Raw genomic sequence first — 14,491 nt, forward strand, 5'->3', positions numbered from 1 at the left:
CCACGGTCTCCGGAAGGAGGTGGCACATGAGACTCTGGGCAATTGTCCTGCTGGTTGGGATGTTTTTCACTGTCCCTTTAGCCCTGGTGAGTTTCGGAAAGACGGCAAAGCAGGAGGCAGGTCGCATGGGTGGAGGGCAAGCTGTCATTTCGCTGCCGGCGCCGCGCCTTGACGGTGATTGTTCTGTGGAAAAGGCGCTCAGCAAGCGGCGCTCCGTGCGGAGCTACCGGGCGGAGCCGCTCACCATCAATGAGCTCGGTCAGCTGCTCTGGGCCGCATACGGCATTACCAAGGAGATGCCGCTGCCGGCATTCCTGCGCGGGGGGCTGCGCACCGCTCCCTCGGCTGGTGCCTTGTATCCGCTGGAGATTTATGCCGTCGTGGGAGAGGTGACCGGTCTGGCCCCTGGCATCTACCGGTACGAGTCCGAGGGCCATGCCTTGAGAAAGATCGCCTCTGGCGACTCCCGCAAGGAACTGGCTCACGCCGCCTGGGAGCAATCCTTCATCGCCAAAGCCCCAGTGGTGCTGGTCTACTCGGGGGTGTTTGCGCGCACCACCGGCAAGTACGGCGAGCGTGGCCGAGCTCGCTATGTGTGCATGGACCTTGGTCACTCGGCGCAAAACGTCTATCTGCAGGCGGAGGCACTGGGCCTTGGCACCTGTGCGGTGGGCGCATTCGACGACGAGGCGGTGAGAAAAGTTATGGGCCTGAAATCGGAGGAGGAGCCGCTGTACATCATGCCGGTGGGAAAGAAATAGGCGTTCCACCGCACCTCCTCTACTGGCGTGCGTGAGAGTTTTGCGCCAACCGTTGCAGGCGGTGACTCGCCAAGAGAGGCCCCGCGCCCGAAGTCCGAGGGCGGCCACGCGCGGGGATGGCGCGCGACGCCCGACCGTCTCTGGCGTGTCGGTGAGAAGGTTCTCGCTGCATCGTTCGGCTGATCGTGGTGGGCACGGCGCAGGCCCGATTGATCAGAAGTCTCCCCAGCGGGACGTTGAGGTAGCCCGGCATGGGTGCAGTTCGAGCCTTTGCGTCGCAGGAACAAAGGAGTCGTTCGGTGGTAGAAAGAGCAGCGGCTTTGCGTGTCCGTGTTGTGCTTGGAGCCGGCCGACTACCATCTCAGGCGGAGCGGAGGTGCGTGGTGGTGTGGTCACCTGCACGTGGAGTTGAATGGATCGTCGCGGGGTCTGACGGTCTTCAGTAACGGAGTGGAGTGCATGCAGGCAGTGATTCTGGCCGCGGGCGAGGCACGACGCCTTAGGCCGTTAACCGTGACGCAACCTAAGTGCCTTCTTGAGGTGACCGACGGGACCACCGTCCTCGACGCCACGGTCGAGAACCTCCTCTGGGCAGGGGTGGACGAGTTGGTCTTGGTCACGGGCTTTTGTGCCGAGCGCATCCGCGCCCACGTGGCAGCGCGCTACCCGCGCCTCCGGGTGCAGTGGGTACACAATGAAAGATTTGCTACTACCAACAACGCCTTCTCGCTGTGGCTTACCCGTGAGGCCGTGCGCGGGCCCTTTCTCCTCTTGGACGCAGACATTCTCTTTGACCGACGCATCCTCGCCATGCTGCTGGGCGTCAAACACCAGGACGCCCTGGCTGTTCGCACGGCCGGCCACTGGTCGGAAGAGGATATGAAGGTGGTTCTCGATTCCCAGGGGTTCGTCCAGACCATCAGCAAAGGGGTGAGGGTGGAGAGTGCGGCCGGAGAGTCCATTGGCATCGAGAAGTTTAGTGCGCAGTTTGCCAGTGCCCTTTTTGCTGAACTTGGACGGCGGATGGATGGCGGACCAGGCGCGCAGGAGTTCTATGAGGCCTCCTTCCAGGCAGTCATCGATGCGGGCCTGCGCCTCTATGGGCTGGATATCTCGCCACTGCAGTGCGTGGAGATCGACACGCTCGAAGACTATCGCCAAGCTCGGGAGGTCGCCACGCGCCTGTGCATCGTGGGGTGAGGCATGGGTTTCCCCCGGTACCTGCGCCGATTGCTCCTTTCCCTCACACTGAGCCTGGCCGCGGTTGTCCTCATCTTCGTCTTCACCGGTAGCCACAGAACTATTGCAGCCCTGGCGGAGCTTAAGCCGTCGTACATCGGCTTGTTGCTCCTGCTCAGCCTGGCCGGCATCGCCTTGGATGGCGCCAGGATCCTCTTCCTGGTGCGGGCGGCAGACGGAGCGATTAGCTTTTGGCAGGGGTGCAAATTGGGAGTGCTTGGCGTCTTTGGGAACCTGGTGACACCGTTCAGCACCGGCGGCCATGTAGCCATCGTCTACATTCTCCGCCAGCAGCGACTTCCTTCAGGTAGGGGAGCATCCGTGGTGCTCACCCGGTTGCTTGCAAGCGGCGTCTTCGTACTCTCAGGAGCGATTCTCTCGCTACTGTCGTTTGGACACCTCGTCACCCAAGAGCCGGCCATCCGTCGCGTTATGCTGGCGACAGGCATAGTCTTCTTGGCGCTGTGCGCACTGGCGGTCGCCGCGCTTCTCAATCCGCGCGTCTTGGCGGGTCTTGGCGCGGTCTCAGGGAGGGTGTTGAGCAGGATTGGCATGCTGCGGCGAAGGAGGCGTTTCCAGCAGCGGGTCAACCGGCATGTGCTTCATGCCCGCAACAGTTTTCGGCGCTTCTTCAGTGCGCACGCCGCACTTTTGGGCTGGGCCCTTCTTTGCAGTGCTTCCTTCTACGTCACACAAGTGCTCCTCCTTTGGGCCGTGCTGCGTGCGCTCTCCCTGCCGACGAGCCTTTTGCAAGGCTTGGCGCTCAGCGCTCTCCTCATCTTCCTGCTCTCGTTCCTGCCTACGCCAGGTGGTTCCGGACTCGGCGAGGCCCTGTTCGTGCTCGTCTACTCGGCGGCAGTCCCCACTCATCTGCTGGGTGTGGCAGTCGTGCTCTGGCGCGTCTTTTACCAATACCTGCCTGCCGCCATGGGAGCGGTAGTGGCGGCTTCTCATTCAGGCGCACTGTTTTCACAAGAAGGAAATGCTCGATCAGGCTGAGGGGTGTGTCTCATCCAGCTCCATCGCCAGGCGGAGCTGACGCGCCAAAGTGAGGCGTTGCAGGAGGGCGAGCAGCACCGTCCAGAGATTGAACGGCACGCAGATTACCCAGAAAACGAGGTCCAGGCGATTGAACAGACCGGCCAGCAGGAACACCGTGAGGTGGCCCGTGGAGCCGATGAGCGTCCAACAGCGCACCAGCAGTCGGTTGTGCCGGCGGTAGTCAGCGCGGAATCGCTCCTTGACCGCACTCGTCACGCCGCTTTCTGCCTGATACCATTCCAGATAGCCACCGTAGCCCTTCGGCTGCGCCAGATTGGTGAGCGCGCGCTCGAACTGGTAGAAGCCGATATAGAGGGTGAGGAGAACCCGGTGGATTCTCGCCATACAGCTATGGCCTAACCCATCCCGCTGGGCGCGTAACTTGGCTATTGGCTCAAGCTTCTCGTGGTAGGACGGAATGGCGTAGAAGATGAGCTCGTTCTTGAAATAGTCAAAAAACGTGATGTGGACTATCACACTCAGTCCGGCCAGAGCAGCGTACGTCCACCACCAGGTAGCAGCGCCGGATTGTCTCGCCATCACAGTTGCTACACCGGCAAAGATTGCCACATAGACGACCATATCCGCCAGCCCATCCAAGGTCTTCCCCAGCCGGGAACTCGTGCCGCGCAGACGCGCCAACTGCCCGTCGGTGCAATCCAGCACGTTGGCAATCATCAGGAAGAGCGTGCCCAAGAGGGCGCTGCTGCGCGTCCCTTGGGCAAACTGGTAGCCGGAGGCCACACCCGCGAGCATCGCCACCAGCGTCACCATGTTGGGGGTAATCGGGAGAGGGCGCAGAAGGAGCGCAAGTACGAAGGCCAGCGGGCGGTTCACGAACAGGTCAAGCGGCTCCTCGGTCTCCACTGGTTTGAGGGAGCGGAAAAGAAGCTCACGGATCCTCATCGTAGTTGCTCGGCCCACCTCCTGCGGATGATGAAACTTCTAAGACGGAAGCCTTTGCCCTTGGGTGCGGTCCTGGCCGAGGACTTTGCGCACCGCAGCACTTACCAGGGCGATGGGCGCCCCACGAACCACATAACGGCTCAGCAGCGAAACGGGCACACGCGGTGCTTTGCTGACTGCAAGGACCGCCCGGCGCAGCATCAAGGCGTTAACGGTGCGCAGCACGTGGCGGCGCAAAGTCATCCGCCTGGCCACTGCGTCCAGGGCGCCCATTAGGAGAGCCGTGTGCTCCTCTTTGCCAAGCGAAATGCGCACCATGTTGCGAAACGCAGGCTCATCGGTGATGAACTTGATCTTCAGGTGCCTCTTTGCCAGCTCCTCGGCAAGCAGCTCTTTGGCATGAGGCGGGTACTCAGCGAGGAAAAAGTTTGCTTCCGAATCAAAGGCCACAAATCCAGGGAGCGAGTTGATCTTCTCGATCAATTTCGCGCGGTCGCGACGGGTCTTCTTGGCCACTGAGCGGTAGTACTTGTCCGACTCGAGGGCGGCGATGGCCAACTGCTCCAGCACCTGGCTGAAGCCCAGCAAGCGCTCGGTGAGGCCCAACTTCTCGGGAAGCCCTTTGCTGACCAGGGCAAAGCCGATGCGCGCGCCGGCCAGCGCATAGTACTTGGAAAACGTGCCAAGGACTATCAGGTTGCCGTAGTTCTGCAGCCACCTGCTCACGGGCGGCTGCTCGCCAGAGGCAAAACCTGCGTAGGCCTGATCGTAGAGCAGGACCTGGTCAGGGTGAGAACTCAGCAGCAGGGACTCGAAGTGGCCAGAGTCGAAGGTTGATCCGGTCGGGTTGTTGGGCGAACAGACCACGGTCAGACGGGGGCGCAGCGTCACGAACTGCTGCAGGAGCGACTCATAATCGTAGAGGAATTGCCGCCCGTGTCGGTACATGAGGTAGGTGTGCTTGTCCAACTTCCGGGCCTCGCAAAGCTGGTCGTAGTAGTACCAGCCGTGGCTGGGGAGGAGCACAGCCTGGCCAGGGGCAAGCGCCAACTCGAAGATTTGCTTCAAGATGTCCTCTGCGCCGTAGCCCAGCAGCACCTGGTCGACTGCCACACCGAATCGCTCCGCCAGCAGGTGCCGCAAACCTCGGTTGTCGTCTCTGGTATAGTCCGAAAGGCAGCTCTTGTGCATGCTGCGCAGCACCTTCATGCACTTGGGTGAAGGGCCGTATTTGTTCTCGTTCTTGTCAAGCAGGATCTCTCGGCGCTGCGCCGACTCACGCTTCTTGCCCACGATGCTCTCCCTGTGCGATGTTCGTCCTTAGGCTCCGCATTGACTGCACTCCTGCAACTGCCCGAAAACGCCGGCAAATTTACATCTATGTTACGAAATTGTCAAGGAAAATATTCCCGCGAGGCACCATGGTAGACACCTTCGCATCGGTGTCGCCGACCCCTTCTCAGCATTTCATAACGGGCCAGCCATTGCCCCCTGCAATCCCGCAGCTGCTCAGGCCACTGGGAGAAGGTGGCCCGCGCAGCTCCGCAAGGATAAGCGCGGCGCACGAAAGGTGTCCGAAGCTCCTCGAGTCTCCCTGCAACAAGGTGCACCTCTTGTTCGCCGAAGCAGTCCCGCCCGTTGGCCCTTTGTCGCTCGGCTCAAGCCTCAGCTCTCAGCAAAAGGCTCAAAACGAAGACGGCCCGGCGCAGGGAAGCCGGGCCGAGCTCACGTAGCTTTCTTAGCGCGCGCGGCCCACCGATTTTTCCAGAGCCGAATGGATCATCATGAACTCGGCGATGTTCTCCGGTGTTAGCAGCCCACGCAACGTACCGGCTTTGAGCACAGGCATGATGCGGCACTTGCACCCTTGCAGGGCGGCCATGGCGTTCTGCAGCATGTCCGAGGTCTCGACCACCTGGAATTCCTTGCTCATTGCTTGCGCCACCGGATAGTCTTGTCCGTGCTCGGCAAGGGCGCTCATCAGGTCGCTGCGCGAGAGGATCCCCACCACCGAGCCGTCAACCACCACAGGAAAGTCCTGCTGGTAACCTGCCAGAATCAGGTCCACGGCGCGTTGCAGGGTGTCGTCCGGATGCAGGGTGCGGAAGTCGGTGAGCATGGCGCTGCTCACGGGCACATCGTTGAACAGCGTGCGCAGAGTGGCGACGCTGGACTCCTGAGCCGCGCCTATCCAGACGAACAAGGCAATGAAAATCAGAAACGGGTTGAAGAAGAACCCCAAGAAGCCGAACAGCAGCGCCATCCCCTGACCTAAGGTGGCGGCCACATGGGTGGCGCGCGCATAGTCCATGCGCATGGCTAAGAGCGCGCGCACCACCCGCCCTCCGTCCATGGGGAAGGCGGGCAACAGATTGAAACCAGCCAGGAAGAGGTTGATCACCAGCAGCCGTTGCACAAAGGGACCGGTGGTCACCGTCAGCTTGCTCATGGGGACCAACGCAGTGGTGGCGTTCAGAATGAGGAACAGCACGGCGGCGATTGCTATATTCACCGACGGGCCGGCCGCGGCCAGCCACAGCTCCTGCCGGGGGTCATCGGGCATGCGCTCGATGCGTGCCACGCCCCCAATCGGCAGCAGGGTGATGTCGCGCGTGCGGATGCCATACCTCCTTGCCACCAAGGCGTGCCCGAACTCGTGCAGCACGACGCAGAGGAAGATCGCTAACACAAACCCGACGCCTGCAGCTGCGACGCTCAGACTGTGACCCTGGCGCAAGTAGCTGAATGCCACCCACGCCAAGATGAGGAGAAACGTGGCGTGGATGCGGACCGGAATGCCACGAAAAGAGCCGATGTTCAGCGACCATTTCATTGTCGTCACCTCCTTGTCAAATCCAAGGTATTAGATGAAACCGCGTGCGTTCGGTTTCTCTGCCTCATTCTTTGCGCTGCCGGTGCTTTTCCCTTGATTTTGAGCGCAATCTTCATATATTTGAGGCACGAGGTCGGCCCACGAGCTCGGGGGAGCCCACCAATGCGACGTGAACCCTTTGCGTCTGTGACGAGAGCGTGCCGGCGCATGTACGTCTGCGGGGGAACAGTTTTCGTCATCAGTCAAAGTGGCGAAAAGCCGCGCACTGCCTGCGCAAACCTGCGCGGCAAAGGCTCCTGGCCGGCTGACATAGAACCCGCAGTTCGGTTCGCTGCAAACCAGCCAGAGGTGTACGTCTGACGGAGGTCTGGCATGAAGCCACGTCCCTTGATTGTCTTTGCCCTCGGATTCCTTTGGGCGGCCCTTGTGCTCGCCCAGACGGACGCCGAGCACAGTTGCTTTTCCATTGTCGTCGGCAAGCACGCCTCTGCTGACGGCTCTGTGTTGGTGGCCCACAACGAAGACGATGGTGGCCGTCAGCTGGTGAACATTTACAGGGTTCCTCGCCTGCAGCATGCCTCCGAAGAAACGGTGATCCTTTCCCCTGGCGCAGAGCTCCCGCAGGTTCCGCAGACGTGGAGCTACCTTTGGCTCGAGATGCGCGGGATGGACTTTGCCGACTGCTTCCTGAACGAGTGGGGTGTGGTGGTGGCCTCTGACGCCTGTCTTTCGCGCGAAGAACAGGGCGAGTTGCTGGGCGGCGGCATCGGGTACTGGCTGCGCCACGTGGTGGCACAACGGGCGCGCACCGCAAGGGAGGGCGTCAAGCTGGCAGGGGCGCTGGTAGAGCAATTCGGCTATGCCTCCAGCGGCCGCACCTATGTCATCGCCGACTCTCAGGAGGGGTGGCTGCTGGCCGTGGTGCGCGGCAAGCATTGGGTTGCGCAGCGGGTGCCCGACGACATGGTGGCCGTCATTCCCAACTACTACACCATCGGCCAGGTGGACCTTGCCGACACCCTCAACTTCCTTGGTTGCCCCGACCTCATCGATTACGCGCGCGAGCGCGGCTGGTACCAGCCGGAGCGCGACGGCGCCTTCCATTTTGCTAAAGCCTACTCGAAGCCGAGCCAGCTCCAGCACCCCAGTAATGTCCACCGCATGTGGCGAGGCGTGAATCTGCTGGCCGACCGTGCCTATTCGCTTGATGCGCAGTTTCCTTTCGCCTGTCGACCGAAGAAGAAGGTCACCGTCCAGGACCTGATGCTTGTCCTACGCGACCACTTCGAGGGCACCGAGCTGGACAAGAGTGAGCGTTACAAGAAAGGCAGCCCGCATCGGCTGGGCGACCACACCATCTGTGCACCGTCCACGCAGTTTGGCTTTGTGGCGCAGTTGCGCTCCTGGCTGCCCATCCCGCTGGGGGCAGTGCTCTACCTTGCACCTCGCCGCCCGGATGTGCAGGCATTCGTGCCGTGGTATGCAGGCGTGCAGAGCATCCCCGCAGGCTACGCAGTAGACGACTATGCGACCGCGCTCCGTGACCATTCTGCCAAGCCGCGCTGGCAGGGGCTGACGCCAGAAAACAACGCGTTTGTCGCCCTCTCGACGCTGGCCGACAAGGTGGACATCAACTTTGCTGCGCGACTGCGGCAGGCCCGCCAGGTCTGGGACCCGGTGGAGAAGGACATCTTCCGGGTGCAGCAAACCTTTGAGGCCAATTGTCTGGCGGTCTACAAGGAGTCGCCCGCCAAGGCTGAGCAAATGCTCACCGACACTACCGCGGCTTTGGCGCTGAAAGTCTGGAAGTTGACCAGGCAACTCCTTGACCAGATGAAGTGATGTCCTGCGGCAGCGCGCGGGGAAGCAGTGTTGCTCACACCCGCGACAGGTACTTGCCGGTGCGCGTGTCGATGCGGATGACGTCGCCCGCCTTCACAAAGGGCGGTACCTGGATGCGTGCTCCCGTCTCCAGTGTTACGGTGTTCGTGAGGTTGCCGGCCGTGTCGCCCCGCGCGACCGGGTCGGCCTGGGTCACCTCCAAGTCGACCGTGATGGGCAACTCGGCAGAGATGGGCTGATTCTCGTGGTAAAGGATCGTCGCCGTGTTGCCTTCCTTCAAGAAGGCGAGCTGCTCGCCCAAGAAATCGGCGTCGATGGTGACCTGGTCGTAGGTCTCCGGGTCCATGAACACGAGGTGGTCGCCGTCCCGATAGAGAAACTGCATGTCCTTGCGGTCGAGCCGCACTTCCTCTAACTTGTCGGTGAAGCGGAAAGTGTTCTCAATCACCCTGCCGGTCTTGACATGTTTCAGACGCGTGCGCACAAAGGCGCGCAAGTTGCCGGGAGTCACATGCTGGTACTCGGTTATGATGTAAATGTCCCCCGCGAACCGGATTGCCATGCCGCGACGGAAATCGGAAATAGACGACATAAGCCCTTTGCACCTCCAGGTTGATGGTGAACTGCTTCTCTCACTCACTTGCCTGCCAAATGTATACAATCTTGAGGGAAAAGGCAAGAGGTTCGTGCTCGATCTTTATGGGAAAAGCGGTGTGGCGCGATCCAGGTGCAAAAGTGGCCATGGTTGCTTTCGCAACGGATACCCGAGTGCAATGCCTGCGAACGTTGAAGTGGAGGAAGAGTGATGCTGACCATTCGTCAGTTGTCGAAGCGGGACCTTTCGGCCCTTCTCGAATTCTGGAACCGTGCGGTGCGCGCGGATCGACTGACCAAGAGCCTTTTGCAGGAGAAGGTCTTGGAGGATCCCGATTTTGAGCCGGAACTTGCCCTGCTTGCCGAGGAGGGAGGCCAGATGGTGGGCTTCATGATGGGGGTGACGCGGCAGAGCATGGGCGACACCGCCAGGGGCTGGATCAAACTCTTCGCTGTTGCCCGGCGATGGCGCCGGCGGGGTATTGCCTCACAATTGCTGCAGTCGGTGGAGGAAGGCTTGCGGCGCCGCGGAGTGAGCAGGCTGCAGGTCATGGACTGTCCCGTAAACTATCTGCAGCCGGGCATCGACCCACTGGCCTACACCGAGGCCATTTGCTTCTTGGAGCGTCGTGGCTTCAAGAAGGTGGGTGATACCTCGCACCTGAAGGCCGACCTGCAGAAACAGAACTTCGACACCGCCGCAGAGGAGCGCGAGCTGGCCAAGCAGGGCATCGAAATCAGGCGGGCGCGACAAGAAGATTGGCCGCAAGTGGAGGAATTGCTGCGCAGTGAGTGGGCCGCCTGGGTGCCCGAGGTTCACAAGACTCTCTCTCGACGGCCGATTAGCCTGCACGTAGCGCTTCTCAACGGCCGCATCGAAGCTTTCTCCGCCTACGACGCCAACAATGTCGGCACAGGGTGGTTCGGTCCCATGGGCACCAAGGCGGTCTTCCGTGGCAAAGGTGTGGGAGGCATTCTGCTCAGGCGGTGCCTGCGGGACATGCAAAAACAAGGGCACAAGTTTTCCACCATCCCTTGGGTGGGACCAATCCCGTTTTACATGCACTACTGCAACGCCCACGTGTACCGCGTGTTCTGGCGGTACGCCAAGGAGCTCAAATAGCTCTCCCCATTCGGAGGCAAACGAGGAGGTTATCCGTGCACAGAGGAACAAGAGGTTGGAGGGTGTCCCTGTTGGCAGCAGTAGCGGCCTTGATTGGCACCTCTCTGGTGTGCTCTGCCCCGGCTCGTGTCAAGCCGGGTGTGGAGGTGTTGGTGGCCAAGCGCCAAGATCTGCTTCGTGGCAAGCGCGTCGGGCTGATTACCAATCCCACGGGGGTGACTTCTACTCTGAAGTCAACCATCGATGTGCTTAACGAGCTGCCCGGCGTCAAGTTGGTTGCCCTGTTTGGTCCGGAGCATGGTGTGCGCGGCGATGTGTTTGCTGGAGAGCAGGTGAGCGACTTTGTCGACGCGCGCACTGGGTTGCCAGTCTACAGTCTCTACGGCCGCCACAGCAAGCCCACTGCCGAGATGCTAAAAGACGTGGACGTATTGGTCTATGACATTCAGGACATTGGCTCGCGCACGTACACGTACATCTACACGATGGCGTCGTGCATGGAGGCGGCTGCCGCCCAAAAAATCCCGTTTGTGGTGCTTGACCGCCCGAACCCTGTGGGTGGACTATTGGTCGAAGGCCCGGTTCTGGAGCATGGGTTCGAGTCTGGCATCGGCCGGTACCCGATCCCGTACACCTATGGCATGACAGTGGGGGAGCTGGCCATGCTGTTCAATCGTGAATTTGGCATCAACTGCGAGCTGACGGTGGTGCCCATGGAGGGCTGGCGGCGGGATATGCTCTTTGTGGACACCGGGCTGCCCTGGGTGCCGACTTCTCCTCACATCCCACACGCAGAGACTGCCCTTTTCTACCCAGCCACTGGCTGCCTTGGGGAGTTGGGGATCTGCGAAGGGGTGGGCTACACGCTGCCCTTTGAGCTCGTCGCCGACGAGTTCACCGATGGCCAGGCCCTGGCGAACCATCTCAACGCCCTCCGTTTGCCGGGCGTGGTCTTTCGCCCGCAGTACTTTCGACCCTACTATTTCCGGTTCAAGGATAAGCAGCTCTACGGCGTGCAGATTCACCTGACCGACCCGCGGGCATTCCGGCCGATGGAGACGCAAATGCACATCCTGGCGGCGCTGCGCAAGCTCTACCCGCAGGTCGACCTCTTCGATCGGGGCCGCTATCGCCCGGACAGCTTTGACCGGGCCATGGGCACGGACAAGGTTCGCAAAGCGCTCTTGGAAGGGCGAGGCGCTCAGGAGATCATGCGCGAATGGCAGCCAGCTCTGCAGGATTTTATGAAAGTTCGCCGCAAGTACTTGCTCTACCCGTAGGGAAACGTGGGGTACTCGCTGGCTACGTCCCTGCCCTCCGCGATGGCCAACGCGCGATTGAAAAAAGTCGGTTTTCCGCTTGACTTTCAGAGGTTTTTTTGGTATAATACACGGCCACCACAGGTGCGACGAGTTGGATCCTGAAAGGGGAAGGCAGTAACCGAATGCCCCCAAGGGCTGGGGTGGTCGCAGGCGAGCTTGCCGCAGCTAAGCGCGGTTTATGCGCGTGCAGACACATGGGCGCGGATCACCAGGGGAGGGTGTCGGTAGGCTTGACCGTGCCTGCTCTTTCTATTTGGCCCACGAGACCAATCAAGAGGGTCTTGGCTTGGTAGGTGTCACAACAGAAAGGCAGAAACGATGGCAACTGCGAAGAAGCTGAACACCGATGAGTTGTTGGCGAAGGCGTACCGCCCGGCAAAAGAAGCGATGCGACTCCACCCCTTCTACCGGGGCAAGATCGAGATCGTCCCCAAGTGCTGCATTCGCAGCTTTGATGATTTCGCCATCTGGTACACGCCCGGTGTGGCTGAACCGTGCAAGGCCATTCATGCGGACCCGGAAAAGGTTCTCGAATACACGAACAAGGCCAACCTGGTGGCCGTCATCACCGATGGGACGCGCGTACTTGGTCTGGGCGACATCGGGCCAGAAGCGGGCATGCCGGTCATGGAAGGGAAGGCCATCCTTTTCAAGTACCTTGGGGGGGTCGATGCCTTCCCCTTGTGCCTGGATACCAAGGATGCCGAGGAGTTCATCCGCACGGTGAAGATTTTGCAGCCCACCTTTGGCGGCATCAATCTCGAGGACATCGCCAAGCCAAAGTGTTTCTACATCCTGGATCGGCTGCGCCAGGAGTGCCACATCCCGGTATGGCATGATGACCAGCAAGGGACTGCGGCCGTTACCGTGGCCGGCTTCATCAATGCGGTCAAGCTGGTGGGCAAGAAGATCAATCGGCTCAAGATCGTGCTCTACGGCGCCGGCGCATCCAATGTGGCGGTGGCGCGCCTGCTCATGCACGTGGGCGTCAACCCTGGCCGGATGATCGTGTACGACAGCAAAGGACCCCTGAACAAGTCCCGGACCGAGTTCATCAGCGAGGAGCCGCAAAAGTGGCACCTGTGCGAACAGACCAATGCCGAGGGGGTGGACGTGCCCTTCGAGGAGGGGATAGAAGGGGCCGACGTGCTCATCGCTCTGTCACGCTCCGGTCCGGGTGTTATCAAGAAAGAGTCGATCGCCAAGATGAGCCGCGACGCCATCGTCTTCGTCTGTGCCAATCCCATCCCCGAGATCTGGCCGTGGGAGGCAAAGGAGGCGGGTGCGCGCATCGTGGCCACGGGGCGCTCGGACTTTCCCAACCAGATCAACAATTCCTTGGGCTTCCCAGGGATCTTCCGCGGCACGCTTGACGTTGCCGCCAGCACCATCACCGACGAGATGTGTATTGCCGCATCCTACGAGCTGGCCAAGTGCGCGGAGGACAAAGGGCTCCACGAGGAGTACATCATTCCCACCATGGATGAGTGGGAGGTGTACCCCCGCGAGGCGGTAGCAGTAGGACAGAAGGCCATCGAGCAAGGGGTGGCGCGTATCAAGCTGAGTAGAGAACAGGCCTTTGAGAAGGCTGCCACCACCATACGACGCGCGCGGGAAGAGGTGCAGATGCTCATGAAGCAGGGCTTCATACCCGAGGCCCCTGCTCTCAACGGCGAGGTGATCGAGTTCAAGAAATAGCTCTTCGCCTGCGTTCACCCGCGAGCTGCTGAGAAACGAGCGCCGTACGCTCCACCGGCAAGGTGCGAGGTACGGCGCTTTTTCTTCCTCGGCAGTTTGTCGTGCGCGTGTTCACGGCTTGGGCTGTGTGGCGGGCGAGAAAGGCCGCCCGTCACGGTGGCAGATGAGCTGGGCCACATTCCTTCCCGAGAGCAGCGCCGTGGGCAACCCGCCGCCTGGCTCCACCCAGTGCCCGGCCATGTAGAAGCCATCAAGACCGGGCAGCGTCTTGGCAATTCTCCTTGTGAGAACTTGGGGAGTCAGCACCCATCCTTCGAAGCTCCCCTGGTAGTTGTTGGTGTAGCGGATGACTGTAGCCGGCGCAGCCACATCAACCATTTCCAGGCAGTCCTTGACGTGTCCATAGCGCGCATCAAGGACTTCTACCACCTGCATGGCGAGGCGTTCTTTCTCCTCTTTGTACTTGGCCCGGTCGCTCTTGCGGAGGTTCAGCCAATAGGCGAAATCGCGGGTCGTCAGCCAGCAGCTGATGAGCGTCTTGCCCGGAGGCGCAAGCATGGGGTCAAATGTGGAAATGCGCACGGGCAGATCGTGCACCACCGTGCCGCTGTCCAGCTGGAGCGGGGGCTGGCACGGCAGGAGCGTTGAGTGGGGGATGTCGGCAAAAGAGCGAGCAACGCCCAGTGCCACCAGGACGTAGGAGGGGAAGGGCGTGAACTGCTGAAAGAGTTTCGTGATTCTGCTGTCGAAAAAGTCACCGCCCAGGAGCTCGAAGATGGTCATGTGGGCATCGGCCGCGGAGATGACAATTTCCGCCTGCTGTTCTTCGCCGTCGGCGAGGACGACGCCTGTAGCCCTGCCGTTTCTCGTCAGTATCTTGCACACACGAGCACCGTAGTGGAGTGTTCCCCCGGCAGCGAGAAAGCTGGCAGCCACCTTTTCGGCAAGCGGCCGCGAACCGCCCAGCGGATAGCCGGCGCACTTTTTGTGCATCCAGGCGACCGTCAGGGCGACGAACACCGCCGCCATCTCTGGAACGAAGGCATGCATCCACAAGCGGCGCAGGAGTGGATTGCGGGCCTTTTCGGCCAGTTGACCCAGCGAGACGCGTCCCCAGCGGAGCAGGGTGGGC

At 61.0% G+C, this 14,491-nt stretch carries 12 protein-coding genes; 7 read left to right on the top strand and 5 right to left on the bottom strand.

What is annotated here, in order from left to right:
* Positions 1 to 26 precede the first annotated feature (26 nt).
* The 3 genes from H5U38_14680 (at position 27) to H5U38_14690 (ending at position 2,999) form a co-directional block, all read left to right on the top strand.
* A complete protein-coding gene (locus tag H5U38_14680; GenBank protein ID MBC7188267.1) occupies positions 27 to 761 on the top strand; it encodes a SagB/ThcOx family dehydrogenase in 735 nt (244 codons plus the stop codon).
* Positions 762 to 1,220: 459 nt separating this feature from the next.
* Entirely contained in the window at positions 1,221 to 1,961 is a 741-nt protein-coding gene (locus H5U38_14685) for a phosphocholine cytidylyltransferase family protein (GenBank protein ID MBC7188268.1), read from the top strand.
* 3 nt (positions 1,962 to 1,964) lie between these two features.
* The gene (locus H5U38_14690; GenBank protein ID MBC7188269.1) at positions 1,965 to 2,999 is read left to right on the top strand and encodes a flippase-like domain-containing protein; all 1,035 of its coding nucleotides are present in this window, start codon (positions 1,965 to 1,967) and stop codon (positions 2,997 to 2,999) included.
* Here the strand turns inward: H5U38_14690 and H5U38_14695 are convergent.
* The 3 genes from H5U38_14695 to H5U38_14705 all read right to left on the bottom strand — a co-directional run bounded on the left by H5U38_14695 (position 2,991) and on the right by H5U38_14705 (position 6,780).
* Complete coding sequence (locus tag H5U38_14695; GenBank protein MBC7188270.1) at positions 2,991 to 3,947, bottom strand: CDP-alcohol phosphatidyltransferase family protein; 957 nt, start codon at positions 3,945 to 3,947, stop codon at positions 2,991 to 2,993. The genes H5U38_14690 and H5U38_14695 overlap by 9 nt on opposite strands.
* A 39-nt stretch (positions 3,948 to 3,986) precedes the next feature.
* Positions 3,987 to 5,240 carry a histidinol-phosphate aminotransferase family protein gene (locus H5U38_14700; GenBank protein ID MBC7188271.1) on the bottom strand — a complete coding sequence of 418 codons (1,254 nt, stop codon included), beginning with the start codon at positions 5,238 to 5,240 and terminating at the stop codon, positions 3,987 to 3,989.
* A 445-nt stretch (positions 5,241 to 5,685) separates the two neighbouring features.
* Complete coding sequence (locus tag H5U38_14705) at positions 5,686 to 6,780, bottom strand: site-2 protease family protein (GenBank protein ID MBC7188272.1); 1,095 nt, start codon at positions 6,778 to 6,780, stop codon at positions 5,686 to 5,688.
* Positions 6,781 to 7,152: 372 nt separating this feature from the next.
* Here H5U38_14705 and H5U38_14710 point away from each other — a divergent pair, with 372 nt between their 5' ends.
* Positions 7,153 to 8,622, top strand: a complete 1,470-nt coding sequence (locus H5U38_14710; protein ID MBC7188273.1) for a C69 family dipeptidase — start codon at positions 7,153 to 7,155, stop codon at positions 8,620 to 8,622.
* Between the two features lie 34 nt (positions 8,623 to 8,656).
* Here the strand turns inward: H5U38_14710 and efp are convergent, their stop codons facing one another.
* Positions 8,657 to 9,214 carry an elongation factor P gene (gene efp / locus H5U38_14715; protein MBC7188274.1) on the bottom strand — a complete coding sequence of 186 codons (558 nt, stop codon included), beginning with the start codon at positions 9,212 to 9,214 and terminating at the stop codon, positions 8,657 to 8,659.
* Positions 9,215 to 9,427: 213 nt separating this feature from the next.
* On the opposite strand from efp, the gene H5U38_14720 reads away from it, so the two are divergent.
* From H5U38_14720 to H5U38_14730, 3 genes are all read left to right on the top strand, one after another.
* The gene (locus H5U38_14720; protein MBC7188275.1) at positions 9,428 to 10,339 is read left to right on the top strand and encodes a GNAT family N-acetyltransferase; all 912 of its coding nucleotides are present in this window, start codon (positions 9,428 to 9,430) and stop codon (positions 10,337 to 10,339) included.
* Between the two features lie 62 nt (positions 10,340 to 10,401).
* Positions 10,402 to 11,619 (top strand): DUF1343 domain-containing protein, encoded by a 1,218-nt coding sequence (locus H5U38_14725; protein ID MBC7188276.1) that lies wholly within the window; start codon positions 10,402 to 10,404, stop codon positions 11,617 to 11,619.
* Positions 11,620 to 11,979: 360 nt separating this feature from the next.
* Complete coding sequence (locus H5U38_14730) at positions 11,980 to 13,359, top strand: NADP-dependent malic enzyme (GenBank protein ID MBC7188277.1); 1,380 nt, start codon at positions 11,980 to 11,982, stop codon at positions 13,357 to 13,359.
* 111 nt (positions 13,360 to 13,470) lie between these two features.
* Here H5U38_14730 and H5U38_14735 read toward each other — a convergent pair.
* Positions 13,471 to 14,491 (bottom strand): NAD(P)/FAD-dependent oxidoreductase (locus H5U38_14735; GenBank protein MBC7188278.1); only part of this gene is annotated, 1,021 nt, incomplete at its 5' end.

The organism is Calditrichota bacterium, assembly GCA_014359355.1.
Classification (GTDB): domain Bacteria; phylum Zhuqueibacterota; class Zhuqueibacteria; order JANLFK01; family Oleimicrobiaceae; genus Oleimicrobium.

Coding starts and splice junctions, on each gene's coding strand:
- H5U38_14705 (MBC7188272.1), bottom strand. CDS start 6,780: ATGAAATGGTCGCTGAACATCGGCTCTTTTCGTGGCATTCCGGTCCGC.
- H5U38_14710 (MBC7188273.1), top strand. CDS start 7,153: ATGAAGCCACGTCCCTTGATTGTCTTTGCCCTCGGATTCCTTTGGGCG.
- H5U38_14720 (MBC7188275.1), top strand. CDS start 9,428: ATGCTGACCATTCGTCAGTTGTCGAAGCGGGACCTTTCGGCCCTTCTC.
- H5U38_14690 (MBC7188269.1), top strand. CDS start 1,965: ATGGGTTTCCCCCGGTACCTGCGCCGATTGCTCCTTTCCCTCACACTG.
- efp (MBC7188274.1), bottom strand. CDS start 9,214: ATGTCGTCTATTTCCGATTTCCGTCGCGGCATGGCAATCCGGTTCGCG.
- H5U38_14685 (MBC7188268.1), top strand. CDS start 1,221: ATGCAGGCAGTGATTCTGGCCGCGGGCGAGGCACGACGCCTTAGGCCG.
- H5U38_14730 (MBC7188277.1), top strand. CDS start 11,980: ATGGCAACTGCGAAGAAGCTGAACACCGATGAGTTGTTGGCGAAGGCG.
- H5U38_14680 (MBC7188267.1), top strand. CDS start 27: ATGAGACTCTGGGCAATTGTCCTGCTGGTTGGGATGTTTTTCACTGTC.
- H5U38_14695 (MBC7188270.1), bottom strand. CDS start 3,947: ATGAGGATCCGTGAGCTTCTTTTCCGCTCCCTCAAACCAGTGGAGACC.